The organism is Chitinophaga sp. RAB17, from assembly GCF_052114225.1.
Taxonomy (GTDB): Bacteria; Bacteroidota; Bacteroidia; order Chitinophagales; family Chitinophagaceae; genus Chitinophaga.
The window spans coordinates 287,833-305,356 of sequence record NZ_JBFREI010000006.1 but is presented as its reverse complement, the minus strand read 5'-3'; the positions used below and the strand labels follow the sequence as shown (position 1 = coordinate 305,356).

Sequence of the window (17,524 nt, the reverse complement as noted above, 5' to 3'; positions counted from 1 at the left end):
TCTCCATCCTCCTGCTGACAAATAAAAGCCTGTAAATAATAGCTCTATTTCTTCTCTGCAGCCTTCTTCTCCGTTTTTTCCGCTCTGAAAGCACCATTGGGCTGCATAAAAATCAATGCCGTCACTTTCTTATTGGCATCACTGATAAATTTCACTTTATAGTCTTTCAGTCCCTTTAAACGGAAAACATGACTGTCCACTGCTTCCAATGTAAACTTCGGTTGACCTGGAATATCCATCTCAAGTATATTTCCATCACCGACACTTATTGTAATAGGTGTGCCGGATAGGTTATAAGTGCCTGTAAAGGGCTCCAATACGGCAGCAGACGTAGCTGCACCTGCCGGTTGCTTATCAAATATCACCGGATCTCCATACGGATCATAGGAAAAGCTCACGCGATCAATATCTCCCGAATTACTCATCAGGAACTGCAGGCGCATATTGGATTTGTAGGCCGGATCAATAACGGAATCCGTGGCATCGTAAGGGGAGTAAATGTTATAATCTTCATGATTCAGGAACCAGGTGATATCAGGGAGTCCCACAAACAAAGAATCTGCCCTGTTATAAATGTTCAGGTTACCGTATGCATCATTTTTAAAAACGCCCACGAAAGCGTTGATGGGATGGGTAGGCGCATGCGCTTTAAAATCAGGATCGACGTATGGTTTGGTGGTATCCTTATCAACGGACATGTCCTTCTTTTTAGGCAGGGCCGCCGCGCCGAACAACTGATTGGATACAACATCGATGACCAAAGCCGGGATTTTGGAATTCATCTGATTGCTAAGGACAACAATGCCAATACTATCTAAAGGATAAAAGGTAGTCAGCGCAGTAAATCCATCCACATTGCCCCCATGCTCCACCCGATAGTGGCCACGATAGGCATACAGCATCCAGCCAAATCCATAGTTACCAAATTGCACATGGGGCGTTTTGGGATCCGGGGCGCCTGCATCCATGATCATCTGCGAAGAAGTAGCTTCTTTCACGTAATCTGCCGGGATAACTTCTTTGTTGTTATACATCCCTCCATGCATCCAGGCGATCAGCCATTTGGACATATCCATTACAGTACTGTTGATAGCACCTGCAGGGCCCATGGCGATGATAGGATGATACTTTATTTCTTTGATACCCTGGTCTTTGTCGAGTGTATATCCGCGCGATGGCTCGGGGGCCGCGGCCAGGGCAATGGTGCCTATAGAAGATTCATTCATCCCCAACGGCTGAAAAATCAGGCTGTTGATATTCTGTTCCCAGGATTGACCGGTTAACTTTTCAGCCACCATCCCCTGCACCATGAACATAAAGTTATTATACTGCCAGCGGGCGCGTAATGGAGCGGTAGGCTTCATAAAATGTATACGCTGTAACAACGTGTCCCTTGAGCTGGTATTAAAAAGATACCATGCCAGGTCGTAACGGGAATAGCCGGTTCTATGGCACATCATATCCCGTAATGTGACCTGGTAGTTCAATGCAGGATCAGAAAAATCCAGGGCAGGTAAATAAGTGGTGGCGGGTTTATCAAAATCTACTTTTCCCTGTTTGCGTAAATCACCCAGCAGGGTGCTGGTAAATGATTTGGTACAGGAGCCTATCGCAAACTGCGTATGCGGCGTTACCGGTAGTTTACGGGCCATGTCGCGGTAACCGAACCCTTTGGAAAATATGACTTTATCTTTTTCTACTACGGCTATTGCAAACCCGGCGCCATGTGCCTCCTGTAGTATAGACGATAAAATGGCATCTATCTTTTCGAGTTTGTTGGCCTTGTCAGCAGGCTTTTGGGCAGTGGCTACTGCCATTGCGCCCAGACAACACAGACTGCCGAAGCAGCTGCGTATGATTGATCGTCTCATCGGGTTAAATTGTTACCTGACCTAATTTTACAGCAAATAAATGAATTAAGCAAACGTATTCTGCAGAATGGCAGCAGTAAAAGGATCAGTGGAACATTCAGCAGGATGAGCATTTCTACACTATTGCAAGCCTGTTAATTGCCGGGTTTTCGCTATATAGGTAAAATACAATACCCCACAGTCTATTCAAATCCAATTTGCAAATACTACTTTAATACCAGACCTTCGCGCTCCCAACTTTAGTAGAAACTCAGATATGGCGATACCAGTAATAAAGAAGTTCATATTCTCTGCCCAGGTAGATGAAGCAGAAGTAAAATTTGATATGCACCCGGTGAATATCAGGGAAAAGCAACTATACCAGGTGTATACGCACTACAACAATACCCCTGTGCGCTTTCATATGCAGGCTACTGACGGCCTGAATTTCAAGATTACTGACAGAAACACCTGTCCTCCCGCCTATATACAGCTGGAACAACAGTTGTCAGACGCTATTGGCATTAATTAATCAATAACGACAACTATTATAAGAAAAGCGGGTTGCCCGTTTTTTGAAAAGCCCTGCCTTTTTCCGGCAGGGCTTCCTCGTCAATACAATCCCTTTACAAATTGATATTCCTCTTCGGCAGCGCCCTTTTCTTTTAGGAGCGTTGTTTGTTTTGATAACAACTGTATCGCGGTGCTGATTAGTATCAGGAGTCGCAGGATGCAAAAAAGCAACACGATGATGGCGATAAAAAATGTAGTCGTCCACATATAAAAAGCTATTTAATAGAAAGAATATATTTAGATAATTCGTTGAGATCTGCTGCCGACAACTGAGGAAATCCCGGCATCTGCGGATATCCGGCTCTTTTCTTGCCGGGGGCCCTGATCCAGTTTTTAAGTCCATCGATATTATGCTGGTAGATACTGACCATTTCTGTCATAGGCGGACCTATTAATTTTTCGTGAGGCCGGTGGCACGCGCTGCAGTTGGCCTGAAAAATAGCGGCTCCTTTTGCAGTTTCACCCAGCGGGACATCAGGCAGAGACGGCGCTTCTTCTTCCTCCGGATGCTGCCGTGCTTCGGCCGACAGTTTTTCAAATGCCGCTGTTTTCGCCGCCATCATCTTTTTATGGGGAGCCAGGGCATTGGCACGGTATACATGTCTCCCGCTCCCCATCAGCAACACCGTGATAGTCATGGTCACTGCCACTTTCCCAAAATGCCGGCTGATCTGCTCCGGAGGCCCGGTGATACCTTTCCACATCCAGTACATCGCCGGCACAGCCATTGCAGCGCCGGCAAAGATGACCAGCAACAAACGCCAGTTCACGCCTTTGACAGGAAGTGTCATGAGTACAATGGGCCCTATCATAAACTGAAACAGGGAAAATGCGAATGTCAGGGAATAAGCTTTCCTCTTGATATCGTAACGGGTAAGCCTGTTGAAGGCACATTCAAAAGGATATTTTCTTCTCCCGAAATACCAAAATAAAAACAATCCCGTAACGGCCATGGAGGCACAGAGAAAGTGCAGGTATCGGGGAAAAACATTGGGCAATGTTAATGCACTGATAAATCCACGGATAGTACCCCATTTTTCCGGAAACAGCATCAGGTTGATGTTGGTGAGAAAGATGAGCGGGATAAATAAAAACAGTAACACAGCTGCTGCAATAATAGCTATATGCAATGGCTTGTTATGCTCCAGTTTATGCCAGGTATATTTATGCAGATAGGTCAGCAGAAATGCAAAAGTGACCAGTGGAATAATGGAGATCCACATCATCCCTGTCAGTGCATTGGCAGAATAAAAATAAATAGTATACAGCGTGTTGATACTAAGTAATGGCGCTACACCCAGTACTACCGCCAAACTTTTATTCACGGTAATGGTCCTGGCTATTTCATACGCGAGGGTGTCGTATTCTTTGTCTTTCAGTCCTTTGATTTGTGCCCACAGTGTAAGCACAGATCCTCCCAGCATCAGGTTTACGAATACAATATGTGCGAGAAAAGAAAGCACCAGCAGCACCACCAACAACCATTCAGGTAAAGGTAAATCCAGCGGAATATCCCTGGGTACGGGTGTATTGGCCAATAAGCAATAGGTCATGTCATCAATTTTTTGTCGTTACTTCTTTTTTTCTTCTTCCTTTATCAACTCTTCTGCAGCAGACATATCATTTACCGGGTTCACCATCACGCCTTCCGTTTGTGCCCCCTCCAATGATTCTCCGCTTAGCTGCAGATGCCGTATGTAGACAGCTAATGCATGTAATTCCTTTTTATTTCCGGGGAAAGGTGGCATATATGTTCTGCCATTATGCATATTGGGGATATAGGCTTCCATGTCATTTTCAGACAGCGGCTTACCTGCGCCGTATACCCGTTCAAATACAGCTACAATGGAGTTAATCCCGTTAGTGGTATGGCAGCGGCTACAGGATAACATAAATACATCTTTGCCCACAGTCAATTGATTGTTGTCCGTTATTTCTGCTGTGCTGGCATAGGTAGCATACTTCAGTATTCCATCTCTTTTATATAAGGGATAGTCTTCTTCCCGCAATAAATTGGAATACATGTAGCCGCCGATCACATATGGCTTCCTGATAAATTCTCTTACACGTTCAAATATGCCCAGGAAGCCGAAAGCTGCCAGGCATGGCAACAATACAAATGCAAAACGAATGGTACGTGGTCGCAACAATGCCCAGATACTAATCAACACCAACAGAGATAGCGCAGCCGGAATAATATAGCGCAGCAGTTCATAGTATTGTGCAAACTCCATGGTGCCTACGGCTGTACTCATATTTAAACGCATGGCTTCCGGCATCACGTGGTAGTAAATATAGGAAGCGGTAAGCGCAATAGGCGCCCAGGCCAATATCCAGCGGGCAGCACTTTTCAGGGCTACTCTTCTTTCCATGGTTCCTTTCTTTGCAAAAATGGTGGTCAGCAACATACCGAATATCCCTCCCAATATCATGGCAGCGGGTGTTCTGAAGAAAAGCTGCGGCAGGTATATGGGATTCGTAAACCCATTCAGCAAACTATGGTGCTGATGCCAGTTGCCCGGGTCCATCATGAAACCAAGTATAGATACTATTATGACCATCGTAATCCAGGAGAACAAGGACAGGAACCAGCCAAACCTGATATGACGCAGTTTTGCCCGAAGGTTGGTATTCGCCTGCTTCCAGGTGAGGAAATAGATCATAATCAATACCACTTCTGTTACGAACGTAAGCCACTCCACAAACCAGGCAAAATAGAATACCCGAATCAGGCTTCCGATAGAAGCAGGACTGATCAGTGCGGCGGCAAACCAAATCCCCACGCCGGTCATGGCTCCAATGGTAGTGGTGATAATAAATGCTACCATCATTTTTTTGTACACCATTGCATCCCATTCCGGGTGCGTGATTTGTGAAGGCCCTGCCATATTAACGCCTTTCTGTTCCAGCCAGGTGATGTAAGGAATAAATCCTACCGCCAGTCCATGATTAATGAAAACATGCACGATGGCAATCATAGCGATGAGGAACCGGTCATTGAGCCAGTCGAGATGAAACATTGGAAAATCCATGCTATAATATTTTTGACACTTTTAGTAAAACAGTGCTGTGATTTTACAACAGCTTTAAAAGCAGTAGCATCAGGCAGCATAATAAAATGCCTACCGATACCCTGTTTAAGAGAATGATCGTACTCATACCGTTATTTTTGGGCAATAGTAATCCGGGGAAGATGACAAATCTTCCGTAATAAATGTGTAATGCAGGAATAATTACACGGCAGGAACTGGTGGTCTGAATACCTGGGAGAGTAGCTGACGGGGAAAATGCGGTGAACGATAATCACCAAATGTAATAAGGCTTTCGGAGGATAGTTGTTTTGCCGGTATCCGTTCATATGGCTGGCAAAACAAAGTAATTTCCTTGTAGCGGATGCTGTTGGTATTTCCCTGCTGCTGGCTGTTTTCCTTCATTTTTTGTTCCAGGAAGCAGGACCCTTTACATACCGGGATGAGATCAAAACGGTTAATACAAAGCGTAGACGCAATGTAATTCCTGTTCAGGTAAAACGCTGCTACAATAAAGCAGTTGCCCGTGCTTTGTAAAAGCATGATGCACAAGAGCCATATGGTCAGTGCTCTTTTCAATTTTCTTTTAGTAAGATGTGAATATCGTTTATCAGCCGGTTTCCTTCCTTTGGATCTGTGCCATTATATACCCCGCGTATATGCCGGTTTTTATCTACCAGCACCAGGCCTCCACTATGTACGTATCCACCGGGAGCGGTACTATCTTTATAGGCAGTGGAGAAATATCCTTTCTCCGCCAGGTGGTAAATGCTATCCTGGTGGCCGGTAACAAAGCGCCATTTAGGGCTGCTTACTTCCAGGCTGCCGGCATATGCTTTTAACCGGGGAATAGAATCATCTTCCGGATCAATGGTATGTGAGAGGAAAAGTACACGATCCTCCGTTTTGAAAGCATCGTATACGTGCTTCATTTCCGCTGTGATCTTAGGACATATATTAGGGCAGGAAAGAAAAATGAAGTCGGCCACATAGATCTTACCGGCAAATGCCGTTTCGCTCACCGTCAGACTGTCCTGATCTGTGAACGAAAAAGGTGGAATAGCCGGGTAAATGGTGTCATATACCGTCGTGCCATGCTGCTGATGCGATGTCACAGCAGGTTCTCCCAGTATCGGGAGCCGTTTCTCCGCTTGCTTACATCCGGATGCCAGTATCAAGGCGATAACAATGCACTGTTTCATTTCATAACGAGTGGGTAGGTGTCTGGTTTCAGCAGGAAGCTGTCTTTGCAGGAAGAAGAACAAAATCCGAGAACAGCACCTTTATAATGTGCGGTATCGTATATGCCTGCACGTATGGGCATTCTGCACACCGGATCTCGTTTATTAGCCACCAATGCGGTATCATATTCCACTTCCTCCGGCGTCATGGCTGTCATGGAATCTTTTGCAGGCGTCTGTTTAACGGAGCTGCTATTTCCGGCACATGCTGCCAGCACCGTCAGGATCAATAATCCAGGATAAATTTTCATGCTGCGTTTTCTTTGAAGTCAGCAGCAAAATTAGGTATTAAATGAGGAGGAGGAATTAACGGAACGGGACAATTGTTTAGAAAAAGGGTACTTTAAAAACTAGTGAAAATATGGAGTGTGTATATATTACTTTGCTCCGGAACGGCAACATGCAGCCAGCTTTGTGCAGCCACCCGGGCAGTGCAGGGGCCATAGGTAATGATTTTTATTTTCCGTTGTAACGACTCCCGCCTCAGCATGTCCAGTACGGTGTCCAGGATTTCTCCTTTAAAGGGGGTAAACATAAAAAACACGGTACCTTCGGAATAATCTGCCTGTCGTGCATCTACGTTGATAAATGTTACGTCCGACAAATCAAGTGCCGCCGCACAATCCCGTGCATAGTCGCAAAAGGCAGGCTCAAATTCCAGCCCTTTGGCGGTGATGCCAGCCAGCAAATTTACCAGGATGGCTACCTGTCCAAGGCCCGCACCTATATCAAAGAAAACATCGTCTTTCCGGAAATCAGATTTCTCTACCAGTTCGAAAATAATCCGGGCGGGCGTTTTCTGATAATAGACCATTTCCGGTTCCAGGTCTTTTGTCTGCTCCGGCATGGTTTCAAAGAGAGACAGCCCATTGATAAATACATCGAGGTTATCATAACCAACTTCTTCCAGGGAGCCGGCATCAGCTATATTAAAATCAACGTACTGCTTAATCAGCTTTTTGAATGCCATTCCTGTACATCCTTTTAGCCGGATAGCTGACTGGATGCGCTGAAACAGTTTCCGGTCTGTTGCTTCCAGCGCAGATACTAATTCTTCCGCACGCTGCCGGAGCTGCAGCAGTTTATCCGGTGAAGACGATTCCTGCAGGAATTCATCTATCTGATCTATTAACTGAAATCCCAGGAAATCAATGGCCTCACTGCGTTTTTCAAAATTTCTTTCTTCATAGAGGGAGGCATCTTTCTCAATTGCTTCGATATATGATTGCATTTTAAAGACGATCATCTTTGTATAGCTTATTTTTACCGGTCAGCATATGGCAGGTAAACAATCCACCTGCTCTCCTTCGCTCCTGCCGGAAATTTACACATTATCACATTCCCTCACCTCGCTCCCCTTCTGATGATTTTCATCGCAGTGGCATAGGGATGGAGGGCGGAAAAGAGCAAATTAAATAAATTACTGTTATACTGATACGGTATATAAAAAACAAAACAGCCCCGGAGAGATGATCTTCTCCAGGGCTGTTGCACTCGACATCATTCACTATGCTATTTCATCCACCAAACTTTTACGGTAGTAGAGTTACCACCCATGCGATCAGACTGTGCTTTATAATTTTCAGTATTGTTAATCGATTCCTGTTGTGGATATTGCAACCTGTTAAAGTTTGCATAGGTAGCCGGGCTGCCATCGCGAGGAGTGCGACCCGTCCTTCTCCATAAATTGTAGGCCAGCCATGGCTGGCGGAAAAAAGACAACCATTCCTGCGCGTAGATTTTATCCAGCTTCTGATCATCGGTGCCGGTGAAGGCCACTTTGGGATTGGCCAGAAATGTAGCCATCTGTGCTGCAGTAGGACTGGCGGGAGCTACAGCCGACCAGTTGTCATTTGTAACATTGGTATTGTGTGCAATGAAATACCAGAAGTTCACCGCAGACGTAATACCAGCGACATACTCTGTTCCGGCAGTCACCATATTTTTAGCTACTCCCAGACCACGCGCCAATGCTTCGGCTTTAAGGAAATGTACTTCAGCAGCCGTCATAAATAATTCAGGCTGATAATAAATATCTCTTACTATCAGGTAATTGAAGGGAGAGAATACGCAATTATCCTTGTTGCTGAAAGTAGCATCCCTTTTATCCTGGTAAGGATTCGTATTATCGCTGGCGGTGCTTCCCGGCTTCAGGGGCGCCCAATTACCGGCCTGGTTGGTTTCAAAAAACAGCGCTACCCTTGGATCAAAGATCTGTGACGCAGCTGTGCCATCGGACATCATATTCCAGCAGGTAGTACTTAAACGAACAAATTTATGGGAGGTGAAAGACCAGAAACGGCTATCGTTCAACACATAATTATTCAATTTTACCGGCCACATACCAGCGTCATCACCTTCCCCGATCAGTGGAATACCGCTCAAAGCATACTGCAGGTAAGGAGTAGCGGTGGCGGCATCTTTTTCAACCATCTGCATGGCGTAGCGCAGCAGTAAAGAATTACCAAACTTCTGCCACATGGCTATGTTGCTGTTAAACAATGTTTCAGAAGAACCAAGTGTTACATAAGGTTTACCTCCGGGCGTGCTGGCAGCAGTGGTAAGATGTTGGGAAGCCCATTTAAGCTGTGTTAACACACTTTTATAGATGCTTTCCTGGGAATCATATGCCGGCCGGAAATTAGCGGCTTCATTGGCATAAGCACGGCCAGCCTTGGAATAAGGTATGTCCCCGAACTGATCAGTAATACGTAGTGTCTTATACGCCCTTAAAATGTAGGTGATTCCCTGCACATTATCCATTTCTGCTTTGTCTCCTGTATAAGCATCTATTTTATCCTGGATCTGGTTCAGGTTTTGCAGCGCGGCATAATAGTCTGTCCATATATCCAATGCGCCATTCTGCACCAGGTAGCCGGAATTGCCACTGATGGTTGCCAGCTGGGTAACCGGATAATAATATTCATTATGAATGGCAGCTTGTTCCTGGCCCTTGAGGAACAGGGTACTGATCACACCATTTACCAGGGGTGGTATCGTGGTGGTGGTAGGCAATCCAGGGGTGGTATTGATATCCTGAAAGTCCTTGGTACAGGCGCCGAACGTGATGGAAATACCGGCTATATAGAAAAATATTTTGTTTGCTTTGTTCATGTTTGCACGTTTTAATCGGTGAGTAGATCTGTTTCCTTTAGAAAGAAACTCTTACCTGGAAACCTAATGAGCGGAAACTAGGCATAGACATAAACTCCAGCCCCTGCGCATTTCCTGCGCCATTTACGCCTTCCGGGTTGATATGATCCGGCAAAGAAGTATACAGGTAAAAGAGATCCCTTCCAACAAGCGACAGCGATGCTGCCTGGAAAACTTTTGTCCTCCTGATAAAACTTTGCGGCACCTGGTAGCTAACTGATATTTCTCTCATCTTTACCCATGTATTTTCCAAAACAGAATTTCTGTTGATCCAGTCACTTCCCTTCACACCGTGTCCAATGTCGGTACTGCTCCATACGCCATATGGCATGTATTTATAATAGTAATGCACTACATTATCATTGACCTTTCCATCAGGAAATACACCTGGCAATATCACTCCCCAGTTGGTTTTGGTGCCATCGGGAGTAGTATAGGCCAAACCGCCGCCATCTCTTTCTTTCAGCGTTTCCCTTGCCTGTCCCTGCTGCATGAGCGTAGCATAAGTACCCGACCAGATGTCGCCACCTATTTTGGCGTCAATCAATGTGCTTACAGAAATTCCTTTAAAGCTAAAGGTGTTGGTGATACCACCGGTTAATTTGGGGGTAGCATTTCCCAACGGTACCAAACCATCTGTAGCCTGGTACATGGTTCCATTCATTTCCGGTTTATCATATGGATTCTGGACCATCAAAGGCAGGTGCGTTTTCGGATCGTATACATAATCATATCCGTATATCGTGCCGTACTGATCTCCAACCCTTGCTGAAATAACAGGACCGTGTGCGCCGCCGTCACCCCAGGCACTGGCCATATCTACGTGATCTGTTCCGTCAGATAAAGACAGCAGTTTATTGTTGCTATGCGCCAGGTTGAGGGATACGTCCCATCCAAAATTTTTCTGATCAATTACTTTCGCACGCAGTATTAATTCTATACCTGAATTTTCCAGTACACCGGTATTTACCACGATGCTGCTCACACCTGAGCTGAGGGGCAGTGGAGAGATGAGTATCTGGTTCCTCGATTTTCCTTTGTAATACCTGAAGTCTGCGTTCAGGCGGTTATTGAGAAAACCTAACACTACGCCAAAATCTGCAGTGGTGTTGATAGCAGGTTTAAAATTAAGTGCCGGTAATGTGTTCGGCAACATCGTAGCTGCCTGACCGGCGAATGTCAGGGTAGAATAGTTATAGTTGATCTGGAAAGGCAATGGATCAGTAGCTGCCTGTGCCCAGGCAACCCTTATCTTACCAAAGCTCAGGATGGAAGGATCTATTTTGAAGGCATCGGAAAACACAAAGCTTCCCGCAAAGGAAGGGAAGAAATAAGACCACTGATTTTTAGGCAAAGCAGATGACCAGTCATTACGACCAGTTATATCCAGGTAAAGGAAATCCTTGTATGACAGGTTAATAAAACTGTATACAGAATTCATGCGTTTACGTAACTGGCTTTCTGTTACCGGATGCGGGTTGCCAAGATAAGTGCCGGTATTCAGGGAATATACATTCGGTATCGCCCAGTTGTCGTTGTAACTAAACATGCCATACATTTCGCGCTGGTACACGGTTCCTCCCAGGGAAAACTTGGCATTGATGGCGCCACCCAGCATTTTATCTTTATGCAGCGTACCAATGAAATCCATATTGGACGCATTATCCCGCTCCGTACCATGTCCATAATATCCTTTAATACCTACAACATCAGTAGGTGTATTCTTCATGGTCATTTCGTTGGTGTTGTTATCCACCCCTCCACGGAAAATGAAATTCAGAAAATCAGTGGCTTCGTAATTCAACTGAACACCTGCCAGTAATTTCCGCCTGTTCTGGTTGGTGTTATTTTCATAGATATTCCATACTGTAGCGCCGCCGTTTCCTACCCAGGGGAAATTCGTCAACGTATTCTGGGAACCATCTTCATTTTTATAGATACCAATATCCTCGCCACGATAATTTCTACCGGCATTGTATATCAGTCGTTTCATCCAGGAGTTGCCATCATCATTACCCAGTTGCGGAGGGTTATGATATTGATTAACAATGTAGGAAGTTGTTAACTGTACATTCACCCTTTTAGTCAGCTTCATGTTAGCTCCCAGGTTGAAAGTATTACGGTAGTAGCCACTGTTGGGCAGTACCGCGGTGTTATCCAGGCGGGAAAAGGAGGCCCTGATAGATCCCCATTCGTTTCCACCTGCCAGTGATACATTATGGGATGACTGTATACCATTGCGGAACAGTAACTTGATATTATCAGGTTGTGGTAAATCGGCTTTTTGTGTACCATCCCACCAGGTAATCATTTTACCATCCATTTTAGGCCCCCATGAAACGCCGGAACCAGGCCATCCTACCTGGTTGTAGGTATTTACGCCGAATGGGCCGGAATCTGTTTTAGGATCCACGTACATGCCCTTCCAGTTTTCTGTTAACTTGGGCTTCCCGCTGGCATCTGTTAAGTATTGTGGTGCATTCAGCGAAACCATGCCACCCGCTCCATATTCATTCTGCAATTCGAGGTAACGGTATGGATCAATACTTTTAAATCCATAGGTATAGTCCACGCCTAATCCGCTGCGTTGAGCACCCTTCTTAGTGGTGATCAGGATCACCCCATTAGCACCTTTACCACCATACAAAGCCGCAGCGGTGGGGCCTTTCAGTACGCTGATCGTTTCAATGTCCTCAGGATTAATCATATTTATAGGGCTACCAAAATCTTTGGGAGAACTGGTGTTGCTGGCATCTGCATTATTCCCCGCGTACATGGCACTACCTGTAGGCGCAGTACGCACGTTGTAGGGCTGTGCCAGGTCATTGGCCATAGGCATACCATCCACAATGATTAAAGGCTGGTTATCGCCCTGTATGGTGTTATTACCGCCAATGACAATACGTGTGGTACCGCCGTCAACGCCATTTGGACTGGTTACATTCACACCGGCCATTTTACCGGCCAATGCGTTCAGCACATTAGGAGCATTGGATCTGGCCACTTCTCCCCCTTTTACTTCTTCCTGTGAATAGCCCAGTGTTCTTACACTTCTTTTGATACCCAGTGCGGTGACCGCTACGGCATCCAGTGAGGTAGCGGAGGTAGCCAGTACCACATTCACCACGGCGTCAGTGCCAATGGTGACGCGTTGCTGTGCAAAGCCGATGGAAGAAAAAATGAGTACATCTCCCTGTTTCGCTTCCAGCTCAAAATGACCGTTTATATTTGTTACAGTACCCCGGTTAGTACCTGCCACCATTACATTCACACCAGGCAATGCCTCTCCGGTATTGGACTTTACGATCCCGCTGATCTTCTGAAAAAGTACGTTCAGCCCTTCTATATTCATAGCGGACTCATTACTTTTGGCTTTCTTCAAAACAATCTGTTCGTTGATCACTTCAAAAGTGATGTGGAAGGGGCTGAATAAACGCTGCAATACATCGCCCAGTTGCTCTTCGCGGGCTGTTACTGCAATTCGTTGCTTCGCCGGTAAAGTGCTGCTGCTGTAAGTAAAGTTTACAGCTGTCTTTTCTGTGATGGTTTTAAGAATACTACGCAGATCACTGGGCGGCATGTTTAATGACACCTTTTTGCTCAATACCTCTTGTCCGTGTGCAGTTTTAGCAAACGAGCAGGTAATCAGGCAAAACAAAAGACCTATTTGTAGTAGTGCAACCCTCATAAAAAATATGACAGTCCGGTTGGAGTTTGCAAATTTGTGCATAACTTCAAGTGTTTTGTTGTGATTAATAAAATGATTAGTACGACAATCCGTTTCCTGTATCAGTTGTCCAGACCTTACAGGAAAAAATTACAGGTGGCGATGTTAGCGCATCGTCACTTTTTTTGGCTGATAATATCAAGTAAACATAGGGAACGTTTTAGTGGAATTACAAGTGAACAATACCTTTAACTGCAGGGCTTCCCGGTAATATATACCTGATCCCCCCTGATCGTATAGCCGGCATTAATGGCCGCGCAGATGATCTTTAGCTTATCTTCAAATGATTCATTGGTGATAGTGGTAGTAATCATGCATTTACCAAATACCTCTTCGCTGGCATTAATCTTAATACCGTAGGCTGCTTCCAGTGCATTAAAGATGGTAGTTACCGGTGTATTGTCAAATACAAAAGACGGTACTTCAGTGGCAGGCTGTATGGCTGCCAACTGTCTGTTATCCAGCGAATCAGCCACAAATGCGGCCGTCCGGGTATTGAAACGGATCTGATGATTAGGCGTTACAATATAAGTATGCTGCTGTTTATCTGCCAGGTTATACACCGCTATTTTACCCGTTTTCACCGTTATGGTAAGACTACCATTCTTTTCAGATACGTTAAAACTTGTTCCCAGCACACGGATTCCTAATTCAGGTGTATAAACAAAAAATGGCCTGGTGGCATCTTTGGCGATATCAAAAAAAGCATCTCCTTTCAGGTATACTTCCCTTTGGGAATGCCATAAAAAAAGGGCATGCTTGATGGAGGCACCCGCCTTTAGCACTACGGAAGAACCATCCGTTAAATAAGCCACCTGGTTGACGTTCGTCGTATTTTCGCGTATCAGTTGCTGATCCTCTATGTGGCTTTTCAGCTTTTCGGCCACCAGCATTTTGTTATCTTTTTTCAGGTAGATGAATCCCAGTACAACCCCTCCCAATACTGCGGCCGCTACCCCCCACCATCTGTAATGCAACATACGGCGTATAGGTGCAGACTTTTCCACCCTACGTTCTTCCTGCAGATGATGATCCAGGACGGCATACACCTCTTCCAGCAGCATTTCATTCACAGCGACTGGTTTCGAGCTTTTACCCAATGCCAGCACCATACTCCTGGCCTTTTCCAGAACAGGTACACGCTCCGGATGGGCTGCCATCCATTGTTCCCACCACAAAGTATTAGTTGCGTCCGGAAACAATACCCATTGAACAAAGCGGTCATCCTGGATAAATTCCCAGGTATCCTCTCCAAAATGCTTCATGCAATAATTTATTTAGGAGGCAATCAACTGCCCTTCATTAATAAATGACAAAAGCTTTCATTTTATACTCAAAAAAAATAAAGTTTTTTTAACTTTCAGCTATAATGCCCTGCCATAAAGGAAAAGACAGGCACCCCGCAGCAAAAATGCTGCGCTTATATACTATTGGAGGATAGTAAGATGATCAACTGATTAGAGAAACAGGTAGAATGTTTCCAGTAAACGCCGGGCAAACGGCGTTGCTTCGAGTGTTTCCTTAATGCGTCCCAACGCGCTGTAAAGCAGGTTACTGACAGACTGATACTTCATCTGCATCATTTCTGCAATCTGGGCATTGGTAAAACCCATATAAAAACGGAGGGTAATAATTTCCTGTTGGCGCCTGGAAAGTTTTTTAATGGCATCGTCCAGCAATATGCTACGCGAGTCGCTGATTTCTGAATCAATGATCCGTTCCTCTATCGTGGCTTCTGACTCCGTAATGTCGTGAAGGTATTTGTTTTGCTTACCTGTAGCCGCACGGTACTGGTAATCAGACCGGATCAATTTATACCTGAGGCTACGGCATAAATAGAACCGTATGGCTACCTGCTCACTGGTGTTGGCCCGGGTATTCCACATCTCGATAAAGAGATCCTGGATGATGTCCTTTAACTTCTCCGGGTCTGTACAAAACCTGGAACCATATTGAAACAGGGATACCGTATACTCGCGGTAAATCAGTGTAAAAGCAGCTTTGTCACCAGCTCTAAATCGCTTCCATAAAGCAGCTTCATCAAAACTTACGTCTATCATTGCAGGCATGCGTGGATCTTTTACAGCAAAACTGATTTTGGTATTAAATATTGGCTGGTTAAAACTTTAATATGTTCAGGTAATGTAAATATTTTCCGGCAATTGGTCAAATATGATTCAAATACCATAATGGAAGAACATAAAAATATCAGGATTCCAACACGGCAGGAAATGAATGAAGATACCTGATTATTAAACGTACAATAGACAACTAATCAGCTTTTACCTGTAACCGTGCCCCATGCTGTTTGAGTTGCCAAAATTTATCGGGCAAAAAGAAAATAAGTTATCTTTCATGTTATGGATTTAAGAGATGCCATTGCCCTGATAGCGCAGGCAAATACTGGCGCTTCGCCTAAAAGTACCTGGGCCGACCTTGGATGTGGTTCGGGCCTGTTCACCTATGCCCTGGCTAACCTGTTGGAAAAAGGCAGTACTATTTATGCCTGGGATAAAGGAAACCCCCACTTATCAGCCCTCGCCAATCCACATCATATTGATATAAAACCCGGGCGGCTGGACTTCCTGGAAGAGGAGATCCCGGTATCCGGACTGGATGGAATACTAATGGCCAATTCACTGCATTATGTCCGGGAGAAATCGGCCTTTATTGATAAAGTAAGTGCTCATCTCCGGGAAAATGGCTCCTTTCTGATCGTAGAATATGAAACCACTAAAGCTAATCCCTGGGTCCCCTACCCGGTACCATTCCAGGCTTTAAAAGCACTTTTTCATAAAGCTGGTTTTATCGCTGCTGTTAAACTAAATGAAAGACCATCGCTGTATGGATCCGGACATATGTATGCCGCATTATTCAACAGATAATTCAACCATTAACAATTTGTCATCATGAGAATAATTACTTTCTTTTTATTGTTCTTTTCTACGTTGACCGCAGGCGCCCAAACTGCTTTTGATACTTCTTCCCTTGTCCGGGATAACCGGGGCATTTACTCGCTGGTAGTATCTGTAAAAGACAGTATCATTTACAACCGGTCTTTTAACGGCAAAAAAAATGACGATCTTTTCAATAGTCAATCCCTCACCAAAAATATCTGTGCGGTACTGATAGGCATTGCCATTGATAAAGGATTTATCCCGTCATTGGATGTACCGGTGGCCAACATCCTGCCCGCACTGAAAGAGGACCCGGACAAACGCAGGCAGCTTATTACGCTGAGGGACATCATGAACCAGGCATCCGGCTTATGGCATGAAAACCTGGAACGGCTGGATATCTATCTGAATATGACCGATCCTTCCGGGTACGTATTGAAGCAACCATTGTTGTCAGACCCCGGCAGCGAGTTGCACTACAACAACGCCGCTTCTCACCTGATGTCCCTCATCCTTACAAAGGCCACCAGGCAAACGACTTTCGACTTTGCCCGCAAATACCTATTTGCCCCACTGGACATCCGGCAGGTAGAATGGCCCAAAATGAAAGATGGGTACCATGATGCCAGCGGATTATTAAGCGTACATATGAGCACCGTTGATGTAAATAAAATAGGAAGACTGTTGCTGAATAACGGCCGTTACAAAGGCAGACAGGTGGTTTCTCAAAAATGGGCGCAGCTGTTACTTACGCCTACCAGGACTTATCCTGCTCCCTGGGGCCTCACCAATACCACCTATGGACTTACTTTTTATCATAAAACCTTTAATGGAGAAGCGGTGACGTATGGCATGGGCTGGGGTGGTCAATTCCTTATTTTAATTCCTGGTCTGGACGCAGTGGTATCTGTAAACCAGGATGTCAACGACCAGACAGCCATCCGGCAGTCGAACGTTTTTATGGAGGGGATCTTTCCTATGGTATTTGATTGGATAAAGATGGAGCATACAAAATAACACCCCGGCTTCTCAGACGCAAAATGTAGCCGGCCTC

General features: G+C 45.1%; 15 protein-coding genes. 3 read left to right on the top strand and 12 right to left on the bottom strand.

Annotated elements, in window-relative coordinates; genetic code table 11:
* Positions 1 to 44: 44 nt before the first annotated feature.
* A complete protein-coding gene (locus AB4Z08_RS20960) occupies positions 45 to 1,871 on the bottom strand; it encodes a serine hydrolase (RefSeq protein WP_441575734.1) in 1,827 nt (608 codons plus the stop codon).
* 256 nt (positions 1,872 to 2,127) lie between these two features.
* Here AB4Z08_RS20960 and AB4Z08_RS20955 point away from each other — a divergent pair, with 256 nt between their 5' ends.
* On the top strand, positions 2,128 to 2,382 hold the full coding sequence (locus tag AB4Z08_RS20955) for a hypothetical protein (RefSeq protein ID WP_441575733.1): 255 nt from the start codon (positions 2,128 to 2,130) through the stop codon (positions 2,380 to 2,382).
* Between the two features lie 80 nt (positions 2,383 to 2,462).
* Here AB4Z08_RS20955 and AB4Z08_RS20950 read toward each other — a convergent pair whose 3' ends face one another.
* The 11 genes from AB4Z08_RS20950 to AB4Z08_RS20900 all read right to left on the bottom strand — a co-directional run bounded on the left by AB4Z08_RS20950 (position 2,463) and on the right by AB4Z08_RS20900 (position 15,642).
* The gene (locus AB4Z08_RS20950; RefSeq protein ID WP_441575732.1) at positions 2,463 to 2,630 is read right to left on the bottom strand and encodes a hypothetical protein; all 168 of its coding nucleotides are present in this window, start codon (positions 2,628 to 2,630) and stop codon (positions 2,463 to 2,465) included.
* A gap of 8 nt (positions 2,631 to 2,638) precedes the next feature.
* Positions 2,639 to 3,976, bottom strand: a complete 1,338-nt coding sequence (locus tag AB4Z08_RS20945) for a c-type cytochrome (protein ID WP_441575731.1) — start codon at positions 3,974 to 3,976, stop codon at positions 2,639 to 2,641.
* 18 nt (positions 3,977 to 3,994) lie between these two features.
* Positions 3,995 to 5,455 (bottom strand): c-type cytochrome, encoded by a 1,461-nt coding sequence (locus tag AB4Z08_RS20940; RefSeq protein WP_441575730.1) that lies wholly within the window; start codon positions 5,453 to 5,455, stop codon positions 3,995 to 3,997.
* A 201-nt stretch (positions 5,456 to 5,656) separates the two neighbouring features.
* Positions 5,657 to 5,995, bottom strand: coding sequence for a hypothetical protein (locus tag AB4Z08_RS20935; protein WP_441575729.1), 339 nt, complete (start codon positions 5,993 to 5,995; stop codon positions 5,657 to 5,659).
* Between the two features lie 32 nt (positions 5,996 to 6,027).
* On the bottom strand, positions 6,028 to 6,654 hold the full coding sequence (locus tag AB4Z08_RS20930; RefSeq protein WP_441575728.1) for an SCO family protein: 627 nt from the start codon (positions 6,652 to 6,654) through the stop codon (positions 6,028 to 6,030).
* A complete protein-coding gene (locus AB4Z08_RS20925; protein ID WP_441575727.1) occupies positions 6,651 to 6,944 on the bottom strand; it encodes a YHS domain-containing protein in 294 nt (97 codons plus the stop codon). The genes AB4Z08_RS20930 and AB4Z08_RS20925 overlap by 4 nt, the downstream gene beginning before the upstream one ends.
* A 92-nt stretch (positions 6,945 to 7,036) precedes the next feature.
* Positions 7,037 to 7,924 (bottom strand): hypothetical protein, encoded by an 888-nt coding sequence (locus AB4Z08_RS20920; RefSeq protein WP_441575726.1) that lies wholly within the window; start codon positions 7,922 to 7,924, stop codon positions 7,037 to 7,039.
* Positions 7,925 to 8,205: 281 nt separating this feature from the next.
* A complete protein-coding gene (locus tag AB4Z08_RS20915; RefSeq protein ID WP_441575725.1) occupies positions 8,206 to 9,807 on the bottom strand; it encodes a SusD/RagB family nutrient-binding outer membrane lipoprotein in 1,602 nt (533 codons plus the stop codon).
* Between the two features lie 37 nt (positions 9,808 to 9,844).
* A complete protein-coding gene (locus AB4Z08_RS20910) occupies positions 9,845 to 13,576 on the bottom strand; it encodes a SusC/RagA family TonB-linked outer membrane protein (RefSeq protein WP_441575724.1) in 3,732 nt (1,243 codons plus the stop codon).
* Between the two features lie 185 nt (positions 13,577 to 13,761).
* Positions 13,762 to 14,838 carry a FecR family protein gene (locus AB4Z08_RS20905; protein WP_441575723.1) on the bottom strand — a complete coding sequence of 359 codons (1,077 nt, stop codon included), beginning with the start codon at positions 14,836 to 14,838 and terminating at the stop codon, positions 13,762 to 13,764.
* A 192-nt stretch (positions 14,839 to 15,030) separates the two neighbouring features.
* On the bottom strand, positions 15,031 to 15,642 hold the full coding sequence (locus tag AB4Z08_RS20900) for an RNA polymerase sigma factor (RefSeq protein WP_441575722.1): 612 nt from the start codon (positions 15,640 to 15,642) through the stop codon (positions 15,031 to 15,033).
* Positions 15,643 to 15,933: 291 nt separating this feature from the next.
* Here AB4Z08_RS20900 and AB4Z08_RS20895 point away from each other — a divergent pair, with 291 nt between their 5' ends.
* Both AB4Z08_RS20895 and AB4Z08_RS20890 read left to right on the top strand, forming a co-directional pair.
* A complete protein-coding gene (locus AB4Z08_RS20895) occupies positions 15,934 to 16,458 on the top strand; it encodes a class I SAM-dependent methyltransferase (RefSeq protein WP_441575721.1) in 525 nt (174 codons plus the stop codon).
* A 24-nt stretch (positions 16,459 to 16,482) separates the two neighbouring features.
* On the top strand, positions 16,483 to 17,487 hold the full coding sequence (locus tag AB4Z08_RS20890) for a serine hydrolase domain-containing protein (RefSeq protein WP_441575720.1): 1,005 nt from the start codon (positions 16,483 to 16,485) through the stop codon (positions 17,485 to 17,487).
* Positions 17,488 to 17,524 lie beyond the last annotated feature (37 nt).

Coding starts and splice junctions, on each gene's coding strand:
- AB4Z08_RS20960 (WP_441575734.1), bottom strand. CDS start 1,871: ATGAGACGATCAATCATACGCAGCTGCTTCGGCAGTCTGTGTTGTCTG.
- AB4Z08_RS20955 (WP_441575733.1), top strand. CDS start 2,128: ATGGCGATACCAGTAATAAAGAAGTTCATATTCTCTGCCCAGGTAGAT.
- AB4Z08_RS20950 (WP_441575732.1), bottom strand. CDS start 2,630: ATGTGGACGACTACATTTTTTATCGCCATCATCGTGTTGCTTTTTTGC.
- AB4Z08_RS20945 (WP_441575731.1), bottom strand. CDS start 3,976: ATGACCTATTGCTTATTGGCCAATACACCCGTACCCAGGGATATTCCG.
- AB4Z08_RS20940 (WP_441575730.1), bottom strand. CDS start 5,455: ATGGATTTTCCAATGTTTCATCTCGACTGGCTCAATGACCGGTTCCTC.
- AB4Z08_RS20935 (WP_441575729.1), bottom strand. CDS start 5,995: ATGCTTTTACAAAGCACGGGCAACTGCTTTATTGTAGCAGCGTTTTAC.
- AB4Z08_RS20930 (WP_441575728.1), bottom strand. CDS start 6,654: ATGAAACAGTGCATTGTTATCGCCTTGATACTGGCATCCGGATGTAAG.
- AB4Z08_RS20925 (WP_441575727.1), bottom strand. CDS start 6,944: ATGAAAATTTATCCTGGATTATTGATCCTGACGGTGCTGGCAGCATGT.
- AB4Z08_RS20920 (WP_441575726.1), bottom strand. CDS start 7,924: ATGCAATCATATATCGAAGCAATTGAGAAAGATGCCTCCCTCTATGAA.
- AB4Z08_RS20915 (WP_441575725.1), bottom strand. CDS start 9,807: ATGAACAAAGCAAACAAAATATTTTTCTATATAGCCGGTATTTCCATC.
- AB4Z08_RS20910 (WP_441575724.1), bottom strand. CDS start 13,576: ATGCACAAATTTGCAAACTCCAACCGGACTGTCATATTTTTTATGAGG.
- AB4Z08_RS20905 (WP_441575723.1), bottom strand. CDS start 14,838: ATGAAGCATTTTGGAGAGGATACCTGGGAATTTATCCAGGATGACCGC.
- AB4Z08_RS20900 (WP_441575722.1), bottom strand. CDS start 15,642: ATGCCTGCAATGATAGACGTAAGTTTTGATGAAGCTGCTTTATGGAAG.
- AB4Z08_RS20895 (WP_441575721.1), top strand. CDS start 15,934: ATGGATTTAAGAGATGCCATTGCCCTGATAGCGCAGGCAAATACTGGC.
- AB4Z08_RS20890 (WP_441575720.1), top strand. CDS start 16,483: ATGAGAATAATTACTTTCTTTTTATTGTTCTTTTCTACGTTGACCGCA.